We start from the raw sequence: 20,709 nt of genomic DNA, 5'->3' as shown, positions 1-20,709 counted from the left end.
TGGCTCCACGTCAGGTGCGTCCGATTCGTGGCTCTCCGAGATTCACGGGCTCTAGGAAGCGCTCGCCCTCGAAGCGCTTTGTAAGAATTGCCCCAGCGGCGCTAAGGCAACGTCGGCCAAGGAAACAGCCGAAATATGTGTTAGGACAGAGGAAATACGCTTATCTGCCGCTGATCCACCTTGACGGACTGGACCGTAAGTCTTGAAATCGAGTATCTGCGAAACCAACTTGTCCGGTCCGGGCCCATGGGCGGCCCCCGCCGGCAGCGCGTGACGGACTGGCAGATCGCCGCGTCTCGATCCACAGGACCGACCTGCGGATGCTGCCGTACCGAAGGCTTTGCGTTGAAGTGCTTTTCGTTGCCATGCACGAGAGCCGACTGCCAAGCGGTGCGCACAGACGCAGTGGGCACGCTGGCCAACCTGTCAAAGTCCGCGAACGGCCCGCTCGCAACGAGAAATCTCATCAGACCTCAACCCTTCTCGGGTGCGGCGAATGCGGTCTCAATAATGGTGTGGGACTGCTCGATCACATCGTCGACGTCCAACTGTGATACGGCACCAAGTACGACGACTGGCCGCCCTTCTGTGAAGTTCGGCCAGTCCGAACTCAGCACTGCGGCTTCGCGCGGGCGTTCGAAGAGGTCGATAAAACACTCAGCATCGGCGCGCGTCGCAAATGTCACGGTACTGATCACTGCATAGGGTGCACTCGCCTCTGTCCGATCCACGCCGAAGGTATCGGTATGCACTTCCAGGGTGATGGGTTTTACCTGGAAGTGCTTCCATAGCAGCCCAATTCCTAGTGGAGCGTGAACGCGAAGGTAGTAACCGAGATCAAACCACCCGCTTGATGTTCTGGGATACATGACACTAACGAAGTACATAAGGTTCTCGCTTTCCCGAGATGGTGCCGCAAAGTGGCTGAGTCAGATCACGTTCCACGCCAAATGCAGCGTTTCCACACCCGAGTGCAGAACTCCTGGCGTCCACTTCAATGGTTTGTCGTCGGCGCGTCGCAAGCCAGGCATTCTGTCGAACACCGCGTTGAGCACGACACGTGATTCCAATAGGGCAAACGGGGCGCCGATACAGAAATGGGCGCCGCGGCTGAATGCGAGGTGCCGATCGGCATGCTTGCGGAATATGTTGAAGGTTTCGGGTGCCTCGAACTTGTCGTCGTGGTTCGCTGAGGCCCACATCAGCACCACCGGTGCACCTTCGGGAATGCGCACGCCGCCCAGCTCCACATCGGCGGTCGCGGTGCGGTACAGGCCGCGCACGGAGCTCATATAGCGCAGCGTCTCTTGAATGGTCGGCTCTATGAGCCTTCTGTCCGCGCTGACTGCGGCCATCTGATCAGGATGATCGAGCAGGCACAGAATGAGGGTGCCGAGGAATCGCCGTGTTGTCTCGTTGCCTCCGATGAGGAAATGACAGAATGTGCTGATCAATTCCCTGTCGCTGAGGGCAGGCTCGTCATCGACCCGCGCACTGATCAAGCCGGACATAACATCGTCGCCGGGGTTCGCGCGGCGATCGCCGATGAACTCCTCGCAGAACTTGTACCAATTGGCTTGATTCTCAGCGATGCGCATGAGTTCGTCATGAGCAATATTTGGATCGAGCAGGGCTACAACCTCGTCCGCCCACTGGACCACCTGTTCGGTCATGGATCGCGGGACGCCCAATACCTCGCACAGGGCGTAGCCGGGCAGGAGGTTTGCGAATTGACCCATGAACTCGACTTGGCCGGCTCGCTCGAAACGGCTGAACAGCTCGTCGGTTATGCGGACGACGTTGGGTTCCTCTGCGGCGATCACACTGCTTTTGAAGGCTTCGTTGGCGCGGCGGCGGATTCTGGTATGGCAGGGTGGATCGTTGTTCTCCAGGCTTGGGTACGCCCATGGATAGCCGTTGGGGAGGAGATGGCGGGCCTCGTCGGGAACGATCGCCGGGCCCAGTGAGCCGCTATTCGAGAACGTCTTGGTGTCTTTGACGACGGCTTGAATGTCGTCGTAGCGGGTGACCACCCAGCCACCGAAGAACTGACTGTAGAAGATCGGTGCCTCGTGGCGCGCCTGTGCGTAGGTCGGATAGGGGTTTGCCAGCTCGGCCGGCTCAAGCGGATTCCAATGCGTCAGCGTGGGGTGGAATCCACTAATCGATGTTGGATCGTTGCTCGAGGATTCGATGTCTGTGGTGGAGGACACGGACTGCTCCTTCTCTCTAACGGATGAAAACTGTTGTAACGCGGCCGATTCGGTCCGGCCGTTACGGATTGCGAGCGTGCGAGGAGTGGCCCACCCATGACAGCGCCACTGTGAATCCCGCCTTGTCAAGCTCTGGTCGGCTTCCTTCGGATGTGTGGTCGCACACTTTATGACATCATAGTGATGATGTAAACACCTAGTTTTTGTGCTTTCCGGTCCTTACGATGTGGTCCCATGAGTCAGACTGTGCGCGGCGTGATCTCGCGCAAGAAGAACCTGCCTGTCGAAGTCGTGGAAGTCGTGATTCCCGACCCAGGACCCGATGAAGTCGTCGTTGACGTGCTCGCCTGCGGGGTGTGTCATACGGACTTGACCTACCGCGACGGCGGCATCAACGACGAGTACCCGTTCCTGCTCGGGCACGAAGCGGCCGGCATCGTTGAATCGATCGGCGAGGGTGTTACCCGCGTCGAAGCCGGCGACTTCGTCATCCTCAACTGGCGTGCCGTGTGTGGCCAGTGCCGCGCCTGCAAACGCGGCCGCCCGCACATGTGTTTCGACACCCACAACGCCGACAACAAGATGACGCTGACCGATGGCACCGAGTTGAGCCCGGCGCTGGGTATTGGCGCCTTCGCCGACAAAACGCTTGTCCACCAAGGCCAGTGCACCAAGGTCGACCCGGCCGCCGACCCTGCGGTGGCCGGGCTGCTGGGTTGCGGAGTGATGGCCGGGATCGGCGCGGTGATCAACACCGCAGCCGTCACCCGCGACGACACCGTCGCCGTGATCGGTTGCGGCGGTGTCGGTGACGCCGCGATCGCGGGCGCGTCGTTGGTCGGGGCGAAGAAAATCATCGCCGTTGATATGGATGAACAGAAACTGGCCTGGGCGCGTGAGTTCGGTGCCACCCACACCATCAACGCCGTTGAGGCCGACGTAGTGATGTCGATCCGGGACCTCACCGAGGGATTCGGCGCCGATGTCGTGATCGACGCCGTCGGGCGCCCCGCGACATACGAGCAAGCGTTCTACGCCCGTGATCTAGCCGGAACCGTTGTGCTTGTTGGCGTCCCCACTCCCGAGATGACAGTGGATATGCCGCTGGTGGACTTCTTCTCCCGCGGCGGTGCGCTGAAGTCGTCCTGGTACGGCGACTGCCTGCCCGAACGCGACTTCCCGACCCTGATCAACCTGTACCTGCAGGGCCGGCTGTCCCTGGAGAAGTTCGTCACCGAACGCATCGGACTAGAGGACATCGAAGAGGCCTTCCACAAGATGCATGGTGGCGAAGTGTTGCGCTCGGTGGTGGTGCTCAAGTGACCGCAAAACACATCACATGTGTAGTTACCCGCGGCACCTTCGAACTCGACGGCGGCAGTTGGGAAGTCGACAATAACATCTGGATCGTCGGCGACGACTCCGACGTCGTGGTGTTCGACGCCGCCCACACCGCGGCGCCCATCGTCGACGCCGTCGCAGGCCGAAACGTGATCGCGGTGGTCTGCACCCACGCCCACAACGACCACATCACAGTTGCCCCAGAACTCGGCAGAACGCTGGATGCGCCGGTGCTGCTGCACCCGGCCGATGACGTGTTGTGGCGAATGACACACCCCGACAAGGACTTTCGTTCCGTCGAAGACGGCCATAAGCTGCGGGCCGGCAACTTCGAATTGCGGGCCTTACACACTCCGGGTCACTCCCCGGGCTCCGCGTGCTGGTACTCCCCCGAACTGGGCGCGGTGTTTTCTGGTGACACCCTGTTCAAGGGCGGGCCGGGTGCAACCGGGCGGTCCTACTCGCACTTTCCCACGATCCTCAACTCGATCAGTGTCGAGCTCGGCAAGCTACCCGCCGACACTGTCGTCTGTACCGGGCACGGCGACAGCACCACCATCGGCGACGAGATCGTCAATTGGGACGAATGGGTTGGCTCCCGTTGATGACTTCAGATCCGGCGCTAGCACATGCGTGCCCGCTAGTGCCAGGTCGCCAATGACGTTAGAAGAAGTTCGACCATCGCGCGTTGCTTCTTGGGCCGCATGCCGTTGATGACGGTGTGAACGCCGATCCCGTAAAGGGCGCCCACGACGAGATCGGCGCATTCGGCTGGTTTGAGGTCGTCTCGTACCTCGCCGAGGTCGACGGCCTGGCGGAAGAATTTCGATAGGACACTGTGCCACTCCTCGTAGCGCATTCGGTGTTCCTTGACCAGGGTGTCATTGCCGATGCTGCGGCCCCAGAAGGAAAGCCACACGGCCCACTCGATCGCCAATTGCGGATCATCTGGCAGAACCTGGGCCACCGCAGCGCGTACGGCGGCAAGCCCGTGCTTTGAATCCGTGGCGTGCTCAATGCGCTGGAACGCGTCGTCGACTGATCGTTTCAAACTGGCCTCGAGGACGTGATCCTTGTTCCGGAAGTAATGCCCGATGACCCCCGTGGTGAAGCCGGCTTCTTCTGCTATCGAGCGCAGCGTGGCACCGTCAAAGCCGGCGCGGGCGATCACCCGGTACGCGGCATGGATGATCGCTGTCCGCCGCTCTTCGGGATCGACAATCTTTGGCATCGGTTTCCTTCAAACGTGGACCATCACACCCGCGCAGATATTGCTGCGCTGCAGCTCTCCGATTGAGGTGGGGATCTCTGCCGTGAGCGGCGTTTTTGTTATCACGATGATACTGCAACGGGGGTCAAGCGGACGGCGGCCTGCGTCGGAGGGCGTGGCCACGGACTCTTGAGTGTGCGGTCAACCCGCGTTGTCGTCGCTCCGAAGTCGAAGCGACGATCGGTATTCGAACTGGTCGTGCGCGTGCGCGCTGTGGGTGTAGAGGAACGGTGAACGCGTGGCGTCGCGGTAAAGACGTTCGATCAGCAGGGCGGGCTGTCCCGGGTCGCCGCGCAGAACGTGTGCGACTTCGAGGTCCATGCAGCCTGCAGTAATCACCTGGTCGACCGAATCGGTGAAGCGGCCGATGAGGGGTGAGACCAGATCGCTGAGCAACCCGTGTTCGGTGACGATCGCCGCCGCAAGCTCGTCGGTCAATGTTGTGTCAATGAAAGCGCGGGTCCAGGCAATGGGACGCCGCTGGGGCGGCGCTGTTTCTCGGACCAGCGTTGCCGCGACGATCGGCCGGCCGGTGGTCCACCCCGTGCGCCGCGAGATGTTGGCGGGACAGGCGACCTCGCGAATGTCTTTCACCAGTCGCCGGGTGTGGTGTGCGTATTGGACCAGATCGTGTACCGACTCAATGGTGTTGCGGTACCTCGGTGCTGGAGCGGCCGCCTCGACGATGGTGCCACGCTTCCTGGTTCGGGACACCAATCCCTGCTGTTCCAGAACCAGCATGGCCGAGCGCACGGTGGCGCGGCTGACGTGATGCACACGTGCGAGCTCGGTTTCTCGCGGCAGTTGGGTCCCGATCGGCAGTGCTCCCTCGGCGATGCTCTTTGCGAGGGTCTCAGCCAAAGTGGCGTAGCGGGGTGTTGACACCAAACCTCCACACCTACCGGTCTGTCGCTGCTGGTGAGTATAGGAGTCCCTGTGACCGGGCCCTAGGCCGCGATGTACATTGCTCTCATAAGGTCCGTACCTTTTAGGGGAGCGATGCGAATAACGGAAGTACGCGAGCTGACCGTCTCGTTGGTTGGCGGGCCCGCCAACGCGGTCATCAGCTTCGCAACTCACGACGTCTCCTTGGTCGCGGTGATCAGTGACGTCACTCGCAACGGCAAACCGGTTGCGGGGGTTGCGTTTAACTCGATTGGCCGGTTCGCCCAGCGCGGGATCATGAAGCATCGGTTGATACCGCGACTGCTGGCGGCTGCGTCCGACGAGATCGTCGATGATCGTGGCGAAATCGATCCCGGCCGAGTGCTGTCGCAGCTGATGCGTGATGAGAAGCCCGGGGGACATGGTGATCGAGCCGCTGCAGCCGCCGCGATCGAACTGGCCTGCTGGGATCTCAAGGCCAAGTTGGCCGATGAACCGGCTCACGCCACCGTTTCTCGCTCATTTGCGTGCGCAACTCCCGTCCACGACGTCGAGGTGTACGCCGCCGGCGGCTACTACGGACCAGCGAGCGGAGCCGATGCGCTCACCGGTGAGCTCGAGGGGTACATGCGTGCAGGGTATTCGTTCGTCAAGATCAAGGTGGGCGCCATGGGCGTCGACGACGACCTCCGACGAATTGATCGGGCAGTCGCAGCTGTGGGCGATCCCGCCTTGGTCGCCGTCGACGCCAATGGTCGGTTCGGTCGCGATGCGGCGCTGCGCTTCGGGAAGGCGATCACCGGTATTGGCTTGCGTTGGTACGAAGAGCCGTGCGATCCGCTTGACTATGACACCACCGCGACGCTGCATGACGTTTACCAGGGGCCGATCGCAACAGGGGAGAACCTGTTCTCTTGGCGCGACGTCGAAAACCTCGTACGCTACGGCGGCCTGCGGCCAGAACAGGACGTGTTTCAGATGGACGCCGGTCTCAGTTACGGGCTGAGCGAGTACGCGAAGATGATCGACACATTAGAGGCCTATGGATTCGATCGGCGCTGGGCCTACCCGCACGGCGGGCATTTGATCAACCTCCACATCGTCACCGGTCTGGGGCTGGGAGGATGTGAGGCCTACCCCGGCGTGTTCGCACCGTTCGGCGGATACAGCCCAGATATCAGCGTCGACAACGGACGCATTCGGGCAGGGGACCGCCCGGGATTTGGTCTGGAAGCGAAGACCGACCTGATGCCACACATCGAACAAATACTTGCCTAGGAGCTTGGCGTGAAGGTTGCGGTTGTCGGTTGCGGCGCAATGGGATCCATCTACGCCACCCATCTGGCGCGCGTCGCCGACGAGGTGGTGGTGGTGGAGCGCAATCCCGCGCACCTGGCGGCCATTCAGTCCGGCGGGCTGCATGTGCAAGGGCCAGCCGGCGTACAGGTGGCGCATCCGCGCGCGATGCCCACACCGCCTGATGAGCAGATGGATCTAGTGGTCTTGGCGGTGAAAGCCGCGTTTGCCCCAGACGCCGCTCACCAGTCGAGGTCGATGATCGGCCCACGCACCAGCGTGCTGACGATCCAAAACGGGCTCGGTACCGCAGAACGCGTAGCAGAGGCAGTTCCGCCCGAGCGGTTGGCGATCGGAGTCGCCAGCGGATTCGGTGCGCAGATTGTGGCCCCTGGTCACGTCCGCCACAACGCCATGAGGGCCATGACATTCGGGCCGTATGGCGCACTTCCCATCAGTGACGTGCAGTCGTTCGCGCGCCTGTGGCGACAGGCTGGCTTCGAGGTGTCCGCAGTCGCCGACATCAGGCCGCTGCAGTGGCAGAAACTGATCTGCAACGTCGCCTACAGCGGTCCAGCCGCCGTCACGGGAATGACCGTCGGCCAGATCGCCGCCGATCCGGGGATGGCGTCGGTGAGCCGCAGCGCGGCACTCGAGGCGTGGGCTGTGGCCCAAGCGCTGGGTATCGCCCTAGCCTTCGAGGATCCGGTCCGGTTGATTGAGGAATTCGGAGCCGCGATGCCGAACGCGAAACCGTCGGCTCTGCAGGATGTTGAAGCCGGACGGATCAGCGAGATCGACGTGATCAACGGCGCAGTCCCGCTGTACGGGGCGCCGCTGTCGATACCGACGCCAGTCAATTCGACGCTGGTGGCCCTCGTCAAGGCACGTGAGCAGCAGGCTCGACGCCAAACCACGACCTGATGCCCCCGCAGCGGACCCTTGTCCACAAGATTGGGACGACCGCGCCAGGTCATCGTGCGCGTCATCGCACCGGTGCGTCCGCCAAATACCTTGCCCTTCACCTCATCTCGCTTGCCGGCGCGCCCGCGGTCAGGGTGTCATCGTCGAGTACCATGGCGGGGCGAATGGCGTTGTGCAACTTATCGATCGAGCGCGACGGGATCACTGGCGCCGACGCTCTGCGAGGCGTAGGGCGACGAGTGGGGCGTAGGTCCCTCCGGTGCATATGCGGCAAGCACTGAATCCAGTGCGTTGGTGAATTGTCGATGTTGCTGCTCCGGGGTCATCCCGTTGATCATTGTCTGCACGGCGATCCCGTAGAGCACACTGATGATGCAGTCGGCCGCCTCTTCGGGGTTGAGTTGGTCGCCCACCTCCCCAAGCTCGACCGCCTGGAGCAGGAACCCCGTCAGAAGCGTGTGCCATTCCTGATACAGCATCCGATGGTGTCGAACCAGCGGGTCGGCTCCCACGCTGCGGCCCCAATAGCACAGCCATACAGCCCATTCACGCGCGACGTGCGGATTGTCGGGTAGGACCTCCGCCACCGCGGCGCGCACCGCGCGCAGCCCCTCCGTTGATCCCACGGCTCGGCTGATCCGCTTGTAGGTGTCTTCGGTCGACGCTCGCAGCGCAGCGGCCAAGAGGTCTTCCTTGTTGCTGAAATAGTGTCCGATGACGCCGGTGGTGAAACCGGCCTGTTCGGCGATCGCGCGTAGCGTTGCGCCCTCGAGCCCCGCTTGCGAAATCACTTGGAACGCGGCGTCGATCACCTCGCGTCGCCGCCGCGGCTGATCGACGATCTTCGGCATCGGGCCTCCCTGTAGACAACCTCGGCCGACGGGCCGCAGTACGGGACGACAGTACTAGGCGAGCCGCTCAATTCACATCTTTACATCATCATCATGATGTAATAGTGTGGTCGAAACCGCACAGCACAGGCTGTTGTGATGTGACCGCAGGGATCGGCGCGAACTCTGCGAACACGATGAGGTGGGAGATCACGGATGACCAGCATGGTGAATGTCTCCGTCACAAGTGACGAGTACGACGAAGTTGTCCGATGGATCTATGCCGAGGCCGAGCTGCTCGACGCCTGGAAGGAGCGCGAATGGCTCGAAGGCATGGTCAGTAGAGACGTCGTCTACCAGGTCCCCATCCGACAAACCATCGAGCGTGCCCGCGGCGACGGATTCGCACAGGGCGCCTTCCACTTCGACGAGCGCTTCGGTTCGCTCGAAACCCGAGTCGCTAGAAACGAAACCGAGTACGCCTGGGCCGAGGACCCGCCGTCGCGGATCCGGCATCACATCTCGAATATTCGGGTCGCTGTAGGCGACGAAGGTTTCCAGGTTTCGAGCAACTTGTTGATCTTTCGAACACATCGTGACGCCTTCAAACCGGAACTCCTGTCGGCGCGCCGGGAGGACATTCTGCGGCGAGACGATCATGGCGGGCTGCGCCTCGTCCGCCGGCAGGTGTTTCTCGACGCCACTGTTGTCAACACGCACAACATGGCGTTGTTCTTCTGATTCGTAAAGGACATTTGCATGACGAATCCACGATGCGGAACTGGCGCGCAGTCGCTGCTTGATCAGCTGGATGAGGCGCTGGCCCGAGGGACCATCCCTGCCTCGATCTTCGGCAACGCCGAACTATTCCAATATGAACTGCGCAAGATCTTTTCGCGTGCTTGGGTTTTCCTCGCACACGAATCAGAGATCGCCGCGAAGGGCGATTACGTCGTACGCAAGATCGGTCAAGACAACTTCATCGTTTGCCGCGGCGAGGACAGCACTGTCAATGTGTTACTGGACGCGTGCCGACACCGAGGCGTGGCGGTGTGCCGCGCGGAGTCAGGAAACGCCTCGCATTTTCGGTGTCCCTATCACGGCTGGACCTACAACTCTGCCGGCGAAATGACGGGTGCCCCGTTGTGGCGCAGCGCTTTGGCCGGTGTCGACAAGTCGGCGAACGGTCTGTTGCGCGCGGCCCAGGTCGACACATATCAGGGCCTGATCTTCGCGACACTAGATGCCTCCGCACCGCCGCTGGAGGACTACCTCGGTGGCATGGCGTGGTACCTGGACACGATCTTCGGACTGAACGAGCACGGCGTCGAGCTTCTCGGGCCCCCACAACGATTCGTGTTCGACGCGAACTGGAAGTCGGCTGCAGAGAACTTCGCAGGCGATGACTACCACGTCGGAACGTTGCACCGGACGGTATTCGCCCTGGGGGCGTTTCCGGTGCCGTTCGCGCAGAACATGATGGGCTACCACATTCAAGCGGGACCGGGACATTCCCTGTCACTGTCGATGGCTGACAGTGAGGATGATCCCGGGCCGAAATTCCTTGGCTATCCGGACAACCTGGCCAATTCCTTCGATACGACACGCATTTCGGAGGATCAACTTCGAATCGCCAAGCGTACCCGCGTATTCGTCGGCAATGTGTTCCCAAACTTCTCGATCCTCGGCGCGCCGTTGACCGAGGACGGTCAGCGATACGCCCCAACGGGCGTCCTGACCATCCGTTGCTGGCAACCCATCGGGCCTAACTCGGTTGAGCTGTGGAACTGGTTCTGCTCCTACAAGAACGCCACACCCGAGCAGAAGGAGCGCGCTTATAAGGCGGGTTTAGGAACCTTCTCCATGGGCGGCATTTTCGAGATGGACGACAGCGAGCCGTGGATATCGACCGCCCGCACGGGTTCATCGGTGGCCGCCGAAGTCCTTGGCCTGGACTTGAACTATCAGATGGGACTCGACGGAATCGGCGAATCCAAACGGGTTGCGGACTTCGCCGGACCCGGGGTCGTGTACTCGCCGCGCCACGAAGAAGGCGTGCAGCGCAACTTCTATCGCTTCTACACCGACCTGATGAAAGCCCCCGACGGCAAGTGGCCGGAACCCGTCGCCGGTTGTTGAAGCCGAGCGTGATCACGGGCGCCCATGACGTCACAAGAAGAGCAGAAACCGAGGGATCCGCAGTCATGCACGTGCTGGAAAATCAGGTGGCCCTGATCGTAGGGGCAGCAGGCGGTGTTGGTAGCGGTGTGGTCCGCCGCTACCTCGAAGAGGGCGCGAAAGTCGTTGCTGCTGACCGAAACCCGGATCGGCTTGCCGTACTTGAAAACGAGGTCGGAGACAGTGACAACTTGATCACCTGCACGGCAGACGCCGCCACCTGGTCGGGCAGCGAACAAATGGTCCGGCTCGCGATCGAGACATTCGGCGGACTTGACGTACTGGTGAGCTGCGTCGGCCTCTACGACTTCGGCGCAAAGCTGATCGACATCGAGCCCTCACGTCTAGAGGCGGCCGCACAGGAGTGTTTCCACGTCAACGTCTACTCGTTGCTGCTCAACATTCGCGCCGCGCTCCCCGAGCTCGCGCGCCGGCGCGGACGGATCGTCGTCACCGCCTCCTACTCGGCGTTCCGGCCGTCGGGCGGGGGAGTGCTCTATGTTGCGGCTAAACACGCAGTCGTGGGACTGGTCACCCAGCTGGGATACGAACTGGCACCGACGATTCGAATCAACGGTGTCGCCCCGGGCGTCGCCAAGACGGTCATGTCTGGCCTTTCGGCGCTTGGTCAGGAGCCGCGCGACGCCCTCCAGCCCGGCGTCGAAGACGTTTTGCCGCTGGGAATCCTGCCGTCCAACGACGATTACGGGGGAATCTATGCGCTGCTGGGGTCGGCGTCGGACTCGGCGGCGATGACCGGCACGGTTGTGGTGGCCGATTCGGGCCTGCTGGTGCGCGGGCTCACTTCGCCCAACGGCGGAGGGGTAGCCGAATGAACCGGCAAGACGAGACGGGTGCTTTGAAGCAGCAATGGTTCGGCCAGCGGCTGCAGCCCGGCCGCCGCCCCGCCGTCGTGGTAATCGATCTGATGCTCGGGTTCACCGATCCGGCGTGCCCCCTTGGGGCCGACCTTGACTCGGTGGTCCAGGCGACCAGCTCGTTGCTCGATTCTGCGCGGGCACACGAAGTGCCGGTCATCTTCACCACAGTCGAGTTTTCTTCCGACGGTGTCGAAGGGTCCGTATGGCATCGCAAGCTGCCTGCGCTGCAGTTCCTGGCGGAAGGCCAACCGTGGGTCGAACTCGACCCACGAATGCTGCGCAAGCCCGACGAACCGATAATCGTCAAGCGCGCCGCATCCGCGTTCACCGGAACCGGTCTGGCCACCGTCTTGACCACGTTGAGGGTGGACTCGCTCATCGTGTGCGGCGCATCTACCTCCGGATGCGTGCGCGCCACCGCCGTCGACGCATGTATGGCCGGTTGGCCCACCTTCGTGCCGCGAGAGTGCGTCGGTGACCGATCAGCGGCTCAGCACCAAGCGAATCTCATCGATATCGACCTCAAGTACGCAGACGTCATCTCGGTACACGACGCGATCGGGATAGTGAACGATGCCCCAAGTCACTAACGACAGGCTGCGGGCCGACGCGGCCGGCAGCACAGATGATTTCGAGCGCTGCCCAGCACTTGCCCGACTCGACTGCTCCCGCGAGCACACCGTTGGACATCACGCGGCCATCGAGCCGCGGATCGCCGTGGGCGCCGCATGCCAACGGTCGCTGACACTTGCAGACGAACTCTCATTGGGTACCTACGGTGTGCCTCGTGTGCCCTCGATCATCGACGAGTTGCGCCTTGCAGGTTTGAAAGGCAAGGGCGGAGCGTGTTTTCCAGCCGACATCAAGTGGTTGAGTGTCGCGCAAGGCGATGGGGCCAAGGTGGTAGTCGCCAACGGCGAAGAGGGAGAACCATTTTCGCGAAAAGACCGCTGGCTGCTCACACACCGACCCCACCTGGTCATCGACGGCTTGCTGCTGGCTTGCGACGCTGTCGGGGCACATCGCGGCGTCATCTACCTCTCCCACGATGAGACCGTCGTGGCTGTGCAGCGCGCTTTGGCCGAACTCGCGCACGCGGAAGTGGTTTCCAGGCGCGTTGCCCTGGAGGTCCACACCGTCGAGCCGACTTACGTCGCCGGTGAGGAGTCGGCCGCGTGCCGTGCGATCAACGGAGGCCCGGCGTTGCCGACCGCCAAACCCCCACGACCTTTCGAACAAGGCGTCGACGGTCGACCGACGTTGGTGTCCAACGTCGAAACTCTTGCCCACGCCGCATGGATCGGCCGCCACGGGTCCGCCGAGTTCCGCCGGTACGGCACCTCCGATTCGCCCGGAACAACATTGATGACCCTAAACGGGGCGTGCCGGCGTCCCGGTGTCTACGAGGTGCCCTTTGGCCTGACGATTCGAGAGATGTTCTCGCTCGCTGGAGGGTTCGACACCCCGGCTACAGCGCTCATGATGGGAGGCTGGTTCTCCGGATTGGCACCGGTTTCTCTGCTCGACATACCCTGCACCCCGGAACTATTGAAGTCACAAGGCACCGGCTTCGGGTGCGGTTCGATCACCGTGCTCGGCGCTGAGGACGACCCGCTCGATGTCGCCGCGGAGATCGCCACGTGGTACGCCGAGCAATCCGCACGTCAGTGCGGGGTATGCGTCAACGGCACCGCCGCAATACGAGACAGTATCGCGGCGCTCCGTGACGACCGATCGCTGCAGGCCGAGGTCGACAAGCTTGCCCGGTGGGGCTCCAGTCTGGTGGGTCGGGGAGCGTGCTCGTTCCTCGATGGCGCCGCGGCGTGGGCCCGCACCGCACCCGCCGTTCTCGGCGTGCAGCCTACGCAGCAATGACGTTGCGCCCATCCGCATTAGGAGGAACTGATGAAAGCCCTGGTGGACTCTACCAAGTGCAACGCTTACGGCAGTTGTGCCCAGCTATGCCCCTCAGTGTTCGGTCTTGACGATTGGGGCTATGCCTCAGTCGTGGGGGACGGCACATTCGCCGAAGCCGATCTCGAGGCTGTCCGTCAAGCGGTGGGAGCTTGCCCGGAAAACGCCATCTCGATTGAGGAATAAAGGATTTCAACCTACGAAGGCCAGGAGACCACGTGGACCTCGGTTTGGACGGAAAAGTCGCGCTTGTCACCGCGGCGAGTAAGGGCATTGGCCGAGCCGTTGCTCATCAGCTCGCGGCCGAGGGCGTCGATGTCCTTGCTAGTTCACGCCCGGGGCCGGCACTGACGTCTGCGGTTGCGCAGGTGGCCGGGCTCAGCGGCCGGATAGAAGCGTTGCCGGCCGACCTCACCGACGAGGAGGCAACGGGTGAACTCGTCAACTCGGTGTTGGCCAAGCGCGGGCGGCTCGACATCCTGGTTGTCAATACCCCTGGCCCGCGGTTGATTCCGTTCCTGGAGGCCACACCCGCAGATCTGCTTGATGCGTTCCAGCTGCTGGTGCGACCCGCCATTCAGCTGGCATGCGCGGCCGGTCAAGCCATGGCCGCACAACGATCCGGCTCGATTGTCTTCCTGACCTCGACGTGGGTCAGGCAGCCACCAGCCGGGGCGCTGCTGTCGGCGACCATGCGATCTGTGATCGCGGCGCTGGCCAAACAGATGGCGTTGGAACTGGCGCCGCTGGGTGTCAGGGTCAACCAAGTGATGCCCGGCGCGACTGCCACGGACCGCATGCGCTCGGTCATCGCACACAAGGTGCAGCTGCACGGCAGCGACGAGGCCAGCGAGTTGCGTGACGCGGTGGCGACCATACCGATGGGGCGATGGGCCGAACCCGAAGAGATCGCGCGACAGGTCGCATTCGTGGCCTCCGAGGCCGCGTCGTTCACCACCGGCACCGCCATGGCGGTCGACGGTGGATACATCCGATCGATCTGACACAGAAAGGGAATCATCTATGTCCAAGACGCTGCAGGAACTGTTCGTCGATCAGTTCCGCCTTTGCGCGCTCACTGCAGAGGAGACGGTCTGCGTCATCTCCGAATTAGGCTGCAAGACAGAATATGTAGAGGCTGCCGTGGCTGCCGCTCGCCAGCTCGGAGCCGCCGTCCTCATGGTGGCGTCCCCCAACCTGTCTCACCCCGTGCTGCCGCCCTACCACGAAGATGGTCGTGAGATTCCTGCGTTGTTGGCATCGGCGGGTGAGAGCGACCTCATCGTCGATGTCACCGTGGGAGGCTTGGTGCACTCCGATGTGCGCACACGAATCACCGGTCAAGGCAAGCGCATGTTCTGGGTCGACGAACCGGCTGATGTGCTGGAACGGCTTACCGGCTCTGCCGAGCTGCGCACAGTCGTCGAGGAGGGCGGCCGGCGGTTGAAGGCCGGCAAGACGCTGCACGTGAGCAGCGCTGCCGGCACCGACTTGACGGTGGATCTGTCGCTGGAAAACCTCCCCGTTACTCAGCAATGGGGATATGTGGACGAGCCCGGGCGCTGGGACCACTGGCCGAGCGGGTTCGTCGCCTGCTTCCCCCGCGACCGTTCGGGGCAAGGAACGATCGTCCTGCAGCCCGGTGACGCGCTGCTGCCGTGGCAACGATACGTTCGCGACGAGGTTGCGCTGTCGATCAAGGATGGCTTCATCGTCGACATCAAGGGTTCGGGCACTGACGCTTTCGTGATCGCCGAATACTTCGAAGCCTGGAACGATCCCGCGGTGTACGCACTCTCGCACGTCGGCTGGGGCGTCATGCCGCAGGCGCGGTGGTCGGCTTTCGAAGTCTACGACCCCCGAACGCTCATCGGACAGGAGCTTCGCTCGACCGCAGGCAATTTCATGTGGTCCACCGGTGTCAACCGGTTCGTCGGCCGGGAAACGCATGCCCATCTCGACATCCCGATGCGCGGCTGCACCGTCGAGATCGACGGAGTGGCGGTCGTCCGTAACGGTCAACTGGTAACGGAAGGCGCATGATGGACCGCAAAACCCTCGAAGCTGCGATCCTCGCCTTGGCGTCGGACCAGAAACTGTTGGAGCGCTTCAAAAGTGACCCTGCTGCGGTCTCTGCAAAATTGGGACTGACCGCCGAGTGGGGTGACATCATCAGTCGCGGTGACCGCGACCGCATCCGCGCCGCCGGAGTCAACGACGGCATCAGCATCCTGGTCAGCCGATGGTTCGCAGGCGACCTCGCCGATTCGGCCAGTAGTGGCGCGTTCCACGTCGATACCGCCAGCCCGCTGCCCGACATCAACCTCCCCGAGAACCTGGTGTTCGCTGGCGGCTGCTCCCACGTACCCGACCTACTGGTCAGACCGGAAATTGATCCCGCAGAAGGCATCTCCAGATTGATCGACGGCTACACACGGCTTGGCAAGGACCTCGCCGCCGCGGACCCCGACATCTTGTTGGTCACCGCGGACGCGCATTTTCAAAGCTTCCGGACCGGGGCGACCGTCGTGGGCACTGGCAGCGAACACGGCGGGTCGCTGGCCTTCTTCAAACGGCCCGACATCGACCTGCGCCTGGTCGGGGCACCCGATTACGCCCGCGACCTGATCAGGGCCGTGCAAGCCGAAGGTCTCGAATGCGAGGACTCCAATGACATCGCGCTCGATCACGGACTGATCGTCCCGCTGACGCAGATTCTGCCTAGGCCCGACCTGCCGGTGGTGCCGATCATCACCCAACCAGCACGCGGCTACTCTCCCTACACCGCGCGGGTCTTCGGTGAAGTCTTACGAGGTGTCATCGACTCCCGGCGCGAAAAGGTCGCCATCCTCGCCACCGGAGGGCTGTCACATTGGCTTGATCCCGGCAAATGGGGAGCTGTCGATACCGAGTTCGACACCTACCTGCTCAACATGCTGGAGGCTGGGCGCGGCTACGACCTGGGCAACCTTGAGCCGTACCCGCTGCTGGAACACGGTCAATACGAGTTCATGAACTGGCTCATCATGCTTGGAATCGTGGGACCAGGAGTGCGCAGCCGGACCTACGCATATGAACCCATGCAGAACTCGGGCGGCGGCTGGTGCGTGGTGAACATGCCGCTGGCGCAATGAGCCGAGAGCCCATGCCCCCGGCCACAGCCGCACCGGCTGCAATTCTGCGGGTAGCCGTTACGCAATGGAACCCAGGCACTGACCTCATCGCCAATCTCGACATCGCGTTGACCCTGATCCGTGATGCGGGCGATCGGGGGGCAGATCTCGTCCTGCTCCCCGAGAACGGGCTCATGCTTGGGGGAGCGATCGAGATGCGTCAGGCAGCCGTGCGCGAGGACGGAGCCGAAGTCGACGCGCTCCGCGCAGCCGCTAGACAGGCCCAGTGCGCCGTCGTTGTCGGAGGAGTGAAGCTCGTCGATGATTCCGGCGTGATCCACAACTCAGCGCTGGTGGTCGATGCCGGCGGCCAGTTCTGCGGACGCTACGACAAGATCCACTTGTTCGACGCCCGTATCGGGCAGACCTCGTTCGAGGCTTCTCGGCTGGAAGCACCTGGGCACAGGCCGGTGATCCTCCGGCTCCGCGGGTGGTCGATCGGCATCACCATCTGCTATGACGTCCGGTTTCCCGAGTTGTACCGAGCGTTGGCGCGCGCCGGTGCGGATCTGTTTCTTGTGCCGGCGGCCTTCGCTGCCAGCACGGGAAAAGCCCACTGGGAGAGTCTGTTGCGTGCACGCGCGATCGAGAACGGCGCGTTCGTCGTGGCATCAGCCACCGTGTCAGACGACCACACACCGGTGGCGTTTCCCAGCCACGGCCACGCCATGATCGTCAATCCGTGGGGCGAGGTCCTGGTAGACCTCCACGAAGAAGCGCCAGCACTGTCCGTCGTGGACATTGCCCACGAGAAGGTCACGGCAGCCCGGTACGCCCTCCCCGTTCTGGAGCAGATTCGCCCGAATACCTACACAGCCGAGATCGACGTGCTCAATCCGAGTCGCGGAAAGGATTCATCATGGCCGAAACACGCAACAGCCTAGAGGAGTTGGGAATCGTTGATGCGGACCCATATCTGGGAATCGGCAACGAGTTCAGCGGCGCACAGATCAGGAAGGTGCGCACCCGACAAGGTGAACGACTAGAAGTGTTCATTCCCAAGAACGACACCAGAATTCTGCTCGACGCCATGCAGCTGGAAATCCTCGCCGAACAAGATGCCGAGCTGTTCACGACGCTCATCGCAGCGAAGCTCGACCAACAAGGCGATGATCACCAGCCTGGGGAGAAGACGCACACAACCTGAACTTGGCGGAAATCACAACACCATGGACTCCGCGAATGCCGCCAATCTGGCGTGGGATCTAGCTGAGGTGGTCAAGACTTTCACCCGCCGGCAGAAGCGACTGACGACAAGTGCACTCATCGGCGCCGGAGCCTACAGCGACGCAATCCAGCAACTACTCAAGTTGTTCATCGATGCCAGGGTCGCGCTGCCCATCGACCTCAGCATGCAGGCCCACCACTGGGTCGACGGCTACACGGGATGCGACAACGAGCCCGCCCTTCGCGCACTCGTCAACATCGCCGCCTCACCAGATCCCCCGGAGACGCCTGCGCAGAGGTCGTCGTCAGGCCGTCCACGTGCAGAACCGCGACATGCTCTCGCGCCCCGGCCCTTCCGAGACCAGATCAGTCCACCTATCGTGATGTCGACGCGCGGCTGGCGCACACCGGTCTAAAGGCATTGGCCGCCAGCGTCTTCGATGGCTGTTGTCAAGAGGTCGCAGTCATCGGTGCTGTCTTTATCTCAACGTCAATGTGAGGCCATCGACGGGGCCGGACAGGGCCGCCTTGGCGTCGACGGTCATTTGGTCAGTGAGGACCTCTTCGGCGTCGGCTTCGAGGCCGTCGACGATGAGGCGGGCGACTTCGGCGGGCCTGAGCTTGTCGAGCGGGATGCCCGAGGCCATGTCGGTGTCGATAAAGGCGGCATGGACCCCCAGCACATGTGTGCCTTGCGTTTGGAGTTCGATGCGCAGCGAGTTGGTCAGTGACCACGCGGCGGCCTTGGACGCACCATAGGCACCACCGCCGGCCAGCCAGGACATCACCGACAACATGTTGACGATTGCTCCGCCACCATTGTTGGCCAGGACCGGGGCGAAGGCGCGAACGATACGCAGGGGGCCGAAGACGTTGACGTCAAACGTTTCCTGCACGTGGTCGAGGTCTCCGCCCAGCAGTGGTTGTGGCAGGAAGATCCCGGCATTGTTGAACACGATCTGCGCGTCGGCTGCCGCGTCGGCCAATGCGGCAATGGTGTGCAGTGCCCGCACGTCGAGTCGAAGAGCGACGACGGAGCGGCGGTCATCGGTGTAAGCGGTCCGTGCGGTGGAGTAAACCTTCCGGGCTCCTCGGCTCAGAGCTTCGTCGACCAGAGCGGCGCCCAACCCTCTGCGTCCGCCGGTCACGACGACGACCTTGTCAGTCATTGCAACCATGTGTACGTCCTTCGTAGTCGAATTGCGTAAAAGGGGAACCGGTTTTCGGGATACACGTCGCGGTTGACGTGAGACAGCATCGCCGGCCAGCCGCGATCCAGCGTGCGGTAGGGGACGACGAACCCCGCCACTCCGTCGCACAACTGTGGATGGTGTGCGGCCAGCGCCCACACCACTGCAGCCCCAGTCGTGTCCCGCCAGCCGCGCACCAGCACGACGGGAGCTCCGGCGGCCGGTCCGGCATCTAGATAGGACACGGTTCCTTCGCCGGTGGTGGCGGTCTTGCGTTCGGCCCCGTCGTTCTGGGCGGTACTCATTGGCGCTCGGTTCAGTGTTGGGGCAGTTCCTTGCGTAGGGAAAACGGGCCGTCGTGGTCGAAGTCGGCTCGATTGGCCTGCACGTACTGGGCGACGGAGAGTGGTTTGGTTCCGCTGATGACCTCGACGAGGTTGTTCTCGCCAGCGAAGACACCGTCGCGGTAGTCCTGGGCCACGTGGCTCAGATGCTGAATGAAGAAGTCCGATCTGCCGTTGGCGGCCATCGCTGCATCGAAGGTTGGGATGTCGAACGATTCATAGCGCACGGGGATGCCCAGCGTGTCGGAGATCTGCTCGGCGATCTCGTGGTGGTTGAGTTCGCGGGGGCCGTACAGCGGGTAGATCTGGCGGTCGTGCGGAGCCGGATTCTGCAGGATGGCGGCGATCACTTTGGCCTGGTCGGAACCGGCAATGGGCGCGTGGCGACCGTCGCCGAACGGCAGCTGTAGTACGCCGTCATTGTCGTTGCGCAGCCATACCGACTTGAGCCATTCGGCGAAGAAGGTGGGACGCAGGTGTGTCGTGATGAAGGCCGATCGATCCAATAGCCGTTCAGCTAGCCAATGTTGCTGAGCGGCATTGCTTTTGGCTTCGCGGCGCGCCGAAATCTGGGACATGTTGACGACCGCCTTGACGCCGGCTTCGCTGGCGGCCTGGGCGAAGATGGTGGTGGCGAGTACCAGAGTGCCTGGGAAGACCGGGTAGCAGAAGTAGGCGGCGCCGACGCCGGCCAATGCCGAGCTCACCGAATGCAGATCGAGCAGGTCGCCTTCGACGATTTCGGCGCCAAGCGCGGCCAGCGCTTCAGATCGTTCGTCCGCGGTGTGGACCAAAGCGCGCACGCGTCGACCGGCCTCGCGCAGGATCTTGACTGTGGGTGCACCGGTGTTGCCGGTCGCTGCAGTGACCAGGATCAGGTCGTCATGTGCCATGAGTGGCTTCCTTTCTGTGAAGTAGGGCATCGCGCCGTGGAAGCGGGAGTGCGCAAGCATCGAGATGGGGATGGGCTCTGTTGCCGGGTTGCAGATGTGGTCGATGGACGTCCTCGTCAGCATGGTCTCGCGCCGAGAGCTGACGGTGTGTGCCGTGACTGCACGAATATGTGCACCAAGAGTGAACTCACCGGCGACGCGGGGCGCGCC

24 protein-coding genes are annotated in these 20,709 nt (G+C 62.6%); 16 read left to right on the top strand and 8 right to left on the bottom strand.

The window, feature by feature from the left end:
• Positions 1-473: 473 nt before the first annotated feature.
• Together VJV41_RS17455 and VJV41_RS17450 are read right to left on the bottom strand one after the other, a co-directional pair.
• A complete protein-coding gene (locus tag VJV41_RS17455; RefSeq protein ID WP_325335900.1) occupies positions 474-887 on the bottom strand; it encodes an EthD domain-containing protein in 414 nt (137 codons plus the stop codon).
• A 42-nt stretch (positions 888-929) separates the two neighbouring features.
• The gene (locus VJV41_RS17450; RefSeq protein WP_325335898.1) at positions 930-2,213 is read right to left on the bottom strand and encodes a cytochrome P450; all 1,284 of its coding nucleotides are present in this window, start codon (positions 2,211-2,213) and stop codon (positions 930-932) included.
• 234 nt (positions 2,214-2,447) lie between these two features.
• On the opposite strand from VJV41_RS17450, the gene VJV41_RS17445 reads away from it, so the two are divergent.
• Both VJV41_RS17445 and VJV41_RS17440 read left to right on the top strand, forming a co-directional pair.
• Positions 2,448-3,536, top strand: coding sequence for an S-(hydroxymethyl)mycothiol dehydrogenase (locus tag VJV41_RS17445; protein ID WP_325335896.1), 1,089 nt, complete (start codon positions 2,448-2,450; stop codon positions 3,534-3,536).
• A gap of 11 nt (positions 3,537-3,547) precedes the next feature.
• Entirely contained in the window at positions 3,548-4,159 is a 612-nt protein-coding gene (locus tag VJV41_RS17440; RefSeq protein ID WP_325335903.1) for an MBL fold metallo-hydrolase, read from the top strand.
• A gap of 35 nt (positions 4,160-4,194) precedes the next feature.
• Here the strand turns inward: VJV41_RS17440 and VJV41_RS17435 are convergent, their stop codons facing one another.
• Positions 4,195-4,785, bottom strand: coding sequence for a TetR/AcrR family transcriptional regulator (locus tag VJV41_RS17435; RefSeq protein WP_325335895.1), 591 nt, complete (start codon positions 4,783-4,785; stop codon positions 4,195-4,197).
• A 180-nt stretch (positions 4,786-4,965) separates the two neighbouring features.
• Positions 4,966-5,709, bottom strand: coding sequence for a GntR family transcriptional regulator (locus tag VJV41_RS17430; protein WP_325335894.1), 744 nt, complete (start codon positions 5,707-5,709; stop codon positions 4,966-4,968).
• Positions 5,710-5,823: 114 nt separating this feature from the next.
• Between VJV41_RS17430 and VJV41_RS17425 the strand changes: the two genes are divergently transcribed.
• Together VJV41_RS17425 and VJV41_RS17420 are read left to right on the top strand one after the other, a co-directional pair.
• The gene (locus VJV41_RS17425; RefSeq protein ID WP_325335892.1) at positions 5,824-6,987 is read left to right on the top strand and encodes an enolase C-terminal domain-like protein; all 1,164 of its coding nucleotides are present in this window, start codon (positions 5,824-5,826) and stop codon (positions 6,985-6,987) included.
• A 9-nt stretch (positions 6,988-6,996) separates the two neighbouring features.
• Positions 6,997-7,929, top strand: a complete 933-nt coding sequence (locus tag VJV41_RS17420; protein ID WP_325335890.1) for a 2-dehydropantoate 2-reductase — start codon at positions 6,997-6,999, stop codon at positions 7,927-7,929.
• A gap of 179 nt (positions 7,930-8,108) precedes the next feature.
• Here the strand turns inward: VJV41_RS17420 and VJV41_RS17415 are convergent, their stop codons facing one another.
• A complete protein-coding gene (locus tag VJV41_RS17415; protein ID WP_325335888.1) occupies positions 8,109-8,780 on the bottom strand; it encodes a TetR/AcrR family transcriptional regulator in 672 nt (223 codons plus the stop codon).
• Positions 8,781-8,975: 195 nt separating this feature from the next.
• Here VJV41_RS17415 and VJV41_RS17410 point away from each other — a divergent pair, with 195 nt between their 5' ends.
• The 12 genes from VJV41_RS17410 (at position 8,976) to VJV41_RS17355 (ending at position 18,488) form a co-directional block, all read left to right on the top strand.
• Positions 8,976-9,500: an aromatic-ring-hydroxylating dioxygenase subunit beta gene (locus tag VJV41_RS17410; protein ID WP_325335887.1), complete on the top strand. Its 525-nt coding sequence runs from the start codon at positions 8,976-8,978 to the stop codon at positions 9,498-9,500.
• Positions 9,501-9,518: 18 nt separating this feature from the next.
• Entirely contained in the window at positions 9,519-10,898 is a 1,380-nt protein-coding gene (locus tag VJV41_RS17405) for an aromatic ring-hydroxylating oxygenase subunit alpha (protein WP_325335885.1), read from the top strand.
• Positions 10,899-10,963: 65 nt separating this feature from the next.
• Positions 10,964-11,773 carry an SDR family NAD(P)-dependent oxidoreductase gene (locus tag VJV41_RS17400; RefSeq protein WP_325335884.1) on the top strand — a complete coding sequence of 270 codons (810 nt, stop codon included), beginning with the start codon at positions 10,964-10,966 and terminating at the stop codon, positions 11,771-11,773.
• The gene (locus VJV41_RS17395) at positions 11,770-12,408 is read left to right on the top strand and encodes an isochorismatase family protein (protein ID WP_325335882.1); all 639 of its coding nucleotides are present in this window, start codon (positions 11,770-11,772) and stop codon (positions 12,406-12,408) included. Before VJV41_RS17400 ends, VJV41_RS17395 begins: the two co-directional genes overlap by 4 nt.
• Positions 12,392-13,693, top strand: coding sequence for an NADH-ubiquinone oxidoreductase-F iron-sulfur binding region domain-containing protein (locus VJV41_RS17390; protein WP_325335880.1), 1,302 nt, complete (start codon positions 12,392-12,394; stop codon positions 13,691-13,693). The genes VJV41_RS17395 and VJV41_RS17390 overlap by 17 nt, the downstream gene beginning before the upstream one ends.
• Before the next feature lie 30 nt (positions 13,694-13,723).
• The gene (locus VJV41_RS17385) at positions 13,724-13,918 is read left to right on the top strand and encodes a ferredoxin (protein WP_325335878.1); all 195 of its coding nucleotides are present in this window, start codon (positions 13,724-13,726) and stop codon (positions 13,916-13,918) included.
• A 32-nt stretch (positions 13,919-13,950) separates the two neighbouring features.
• Positions 13,951-14,736, top strand: a complete 786-nt coding sequence (locus VJV41_RS17380) for an SDR family oxidoreductase (protein ID WP_325335876.1) — start codon at positions 13,951-13,953, stop codon at positions 14,734-14,736.
• Between the two features lie 19 nt (positions 14,737-14,755).
• Positions 14,756-15,775: a hypothetical protein gene (locus VJV41_RS17375; RefSeq protein WP_325335874.1), complete on the top strand. Its 1,020-nt coding sequence runs from the start codon at positions 14,756-14,758 to the stop codon at positions 15,773-15,775.
• Complete coding sequence (locus VJV41_RS17370) at positions 15,772-16,866, top strand: protocatechuate 3,4-dioxygenase (protein ID WP_325335872.1); 1,095 nt, start codon at positions 15,772-15,774, stop codon at positions 16,864-16,866. Before VJV41_RS17375 ends, VJV41_RS17370 begins: the two co-directional genes overlap by 4 nt.
• A gap of 11 nt (positions 16,867-16,877) precedes the next feature.
• A complete protein-coding gene (locus tag VJV41_RS17365; protein ID WP_325335870.1) occupies positions 16,878-17,789 on the top strand; it encodes a nitrilase-related carbon-nitrogen hydrolase in 912 nt (303 codons plus the stop codon).
• Positions 17,765-18,052, top strand: coding sequence for a hypothetical protein (locus VJV41_RS17360; protein ID WP_325335868.1), 288 nt, complete (start codon positions 17,765-17,767; stop codon positions 18,050-18,052). Before VJV41_RS17365 ends, VJV41_RS17360 begins: the two co-directional genes overlap by 25 nt.
• A gap of 22 nt (positions 18,053-18,074) precedes the next feature.
• Complete coding sequence (locus VJV41_RS17355) at positions 18,075-18,488, top strand: hypothetical protein (protein ID WP_325335866.1); 414 nt, start codon at positions 18,075-18,077, stop codon at positions 18,486-18,488.
• A gap of 63 nt (positions 18,489-18,551) precedes the next feature.
• Here the strand turns inward: VJV41_RS17355 and VJV41_RS17350 are convergent, their stop codons facing one another.
• From VJV41_RS17350 to VJV41_RS17340, 3 genes are all read right to left on the bottom strand, one after another.
• Positions 18,552-19,250: an SDR family oxidoreductase gene (locus VJV41_RS17350; protein WP_325335864.1), complete on the bottom strand. Its 699-nt coding sequence runs from the start codon at positions 19,248-19,250 to the stop codon at positions 18,552-18,554.
• Positions 19,238-19,567, bottom strand: coding sequence for a hypothetical protein (locus VJV41_RS17345; protein ID WP_325335862.1), 330 nt, complete (start codon positions 19,565-19,567; stop codon positions 19,238-19,240). The genes VJV41_RS17350 and VJV41_RS17345 overlap by 13 nt, the downstream gene beginning before the upstream one ends.
• Before the next feature lie 11 nt (positions 19,568-19,578).
• Positions 19,579-20,709: NmrA family NAD(P)-binding protein (locus VJV41_RS17340; RefSeq protein ID WP_325335860.1), on the bottom strand; the 1,131-nt coding region annotated here is incomplete at its 5' end.

It is taken from the genome of Mycobacterium sp., from assembly GCF_035274705.1.
Taxonomy (GTDB): Bacteria; Actinomycetota; Actinomycetes; order Mycobacteriales; family Mycobacteriaceae; genus Mycobacterium.
The sequence above is the reverse complement of the archived record's forward strand: the minus strand, read 5'-3'. Positions and strand labels throughout refer to the sequence as shown.

What these genes read in the sequence shown, in the direction of transcription:
- VJV41_RS17455 (WP_325335900.1), bottom strand. Translation starts at nt 887, where the DNA reads ATGTACTTCGTTAGTGTCATGTATCCCAGAACATCAAGCGGGTGGTTT.
- VJV41_RS17445 (WP_325335896.1), top strand. Translation starts at nt 2,448, where the DNA reads ATGAGTCAGACTGTGCGCGGCGTGATCTCGCGCAAGAAGAACCTGCCT.
- VJV41_RS17435 (WP_325335895.1), bottom strand. Translation starts at nt 4,785, where the DNA reads ATGCCAAAGATTGTCGATCCCGAAGAGCGGCGGACAGCGATCATCCAT.
- VJV41_RS17425 (WP_325335892.1), top strand. Translation starts at nt 5,824, where the DNA reads ATGCGAATAACGGAAGTACGCGAGCTGACCGTCTCGTTGGTTGGCGGG.
- VJV41_RS17415 (WP_325335888.1), bottom strand. Translation starts at nt 8,780, where the DNA reads ATGCCGAAGATCGTCGATCAGCCGCGGCGGCGACGCGAGGTGATCGAC.
- VJV41_RS17410 (WP_325335887.1), top strand. Translation starts at nt 8,976, where the DNA reads ATGACCAGCATGGTGAATGTCTCCGTCACAAGTGACGAGTACGACGAA.
- VJV41_RS17405 (WP_325335885.1), top strand. Translation starts at nt 9,519, where the DNA reads ATGACGAATCCACGATGCGGAACTGGCGCGCAGTCGCTGCTTGATCAG.
- VJV41_RS17400 (WP_325335884.1), top strand. Translation starts at nt 10,964, where the DNA reads ATGCACGTGCTGGAAAATCAGGTGGCCCTGATCGTAGGGGCAGCAGGC.
- VJV41_RS17395 (WP_325335882.1), top strand. Translation starts at nt 11,770, where the DNA reads ATGAACCGGCAAGACGAGACGGGTGCTTTGAAGCAGCAATGGTTCGGC.
- VJV41_RS17390 (WP_325335880.1), top strand. Translation starts at nt 12,392, where the DNA reads ATGCCCCAAGTCACTAACGACAGGCTGCGGGCCGACGCGGCCGGCAGC.
- VJV41_RS17385 (WP_325335878.1), top strand. Translation starts at nt 13,724, where the DNA reads ATGAAAGCCCTGGTGGACTCTACCAAGTGCAACGCTTACGGCAGTTGT.
- VJV41_RS17375 (WP_325335874.1), top strand. Translation starts at nt 14,756, where the DNA reads ATGTCCAAGACGCTGCAGGAACTGTTCGTCGATCAGTTCCGCCTTTGC.
- VJV41_RS17370 (WP_325335872.1), top strand. Translation starts at nt 15,772, where the DNA reads ATGATGGACCGCAAAACCCTCGAAGCTGCGATCCTCGCCTTGGCGTCG.
- VJV41_RS17365 (WP_325335870.1), top strand. Translation starts at nt 16,878, where the DNA reads ATGCCCCCGGCCACAGCCGCACCGGCTGCAATTCTGCGGGTAGCCGTT.
- VJV41_RS17360 (WP_325335868.1), top strand. Translation starts at nt 17,765, where the DNA reads ATGGCCGAAACACGCAACAGCCTAGAGGAGTTGGGAATCGTTGATGCG.
- VJV41_RS17355 (WP_325335866.1), top strand. Translation starts at nt 18,075, where the DNA reads ATGGACTCCGCGAATGCCGCCAATCTGGCGTGGGATCTAGCTGAGGTG.
- VJV41_RS17350 (WP_325335864.1), bottom strand. Translation starts at nt 19,250, where the DNA reads ATGGTTGCAATGACTGACAAGGTCGTCGTCGTGACCGGCGGACGCAGA.
- VJV41_RS17345 (WP_325335862.1), bottom strand. Translation starts at nt 19,567, where the DNA reads ATGAGTACCGCCCAGAACGACGGGGCCGAACGCAAGACCGCCACCACC.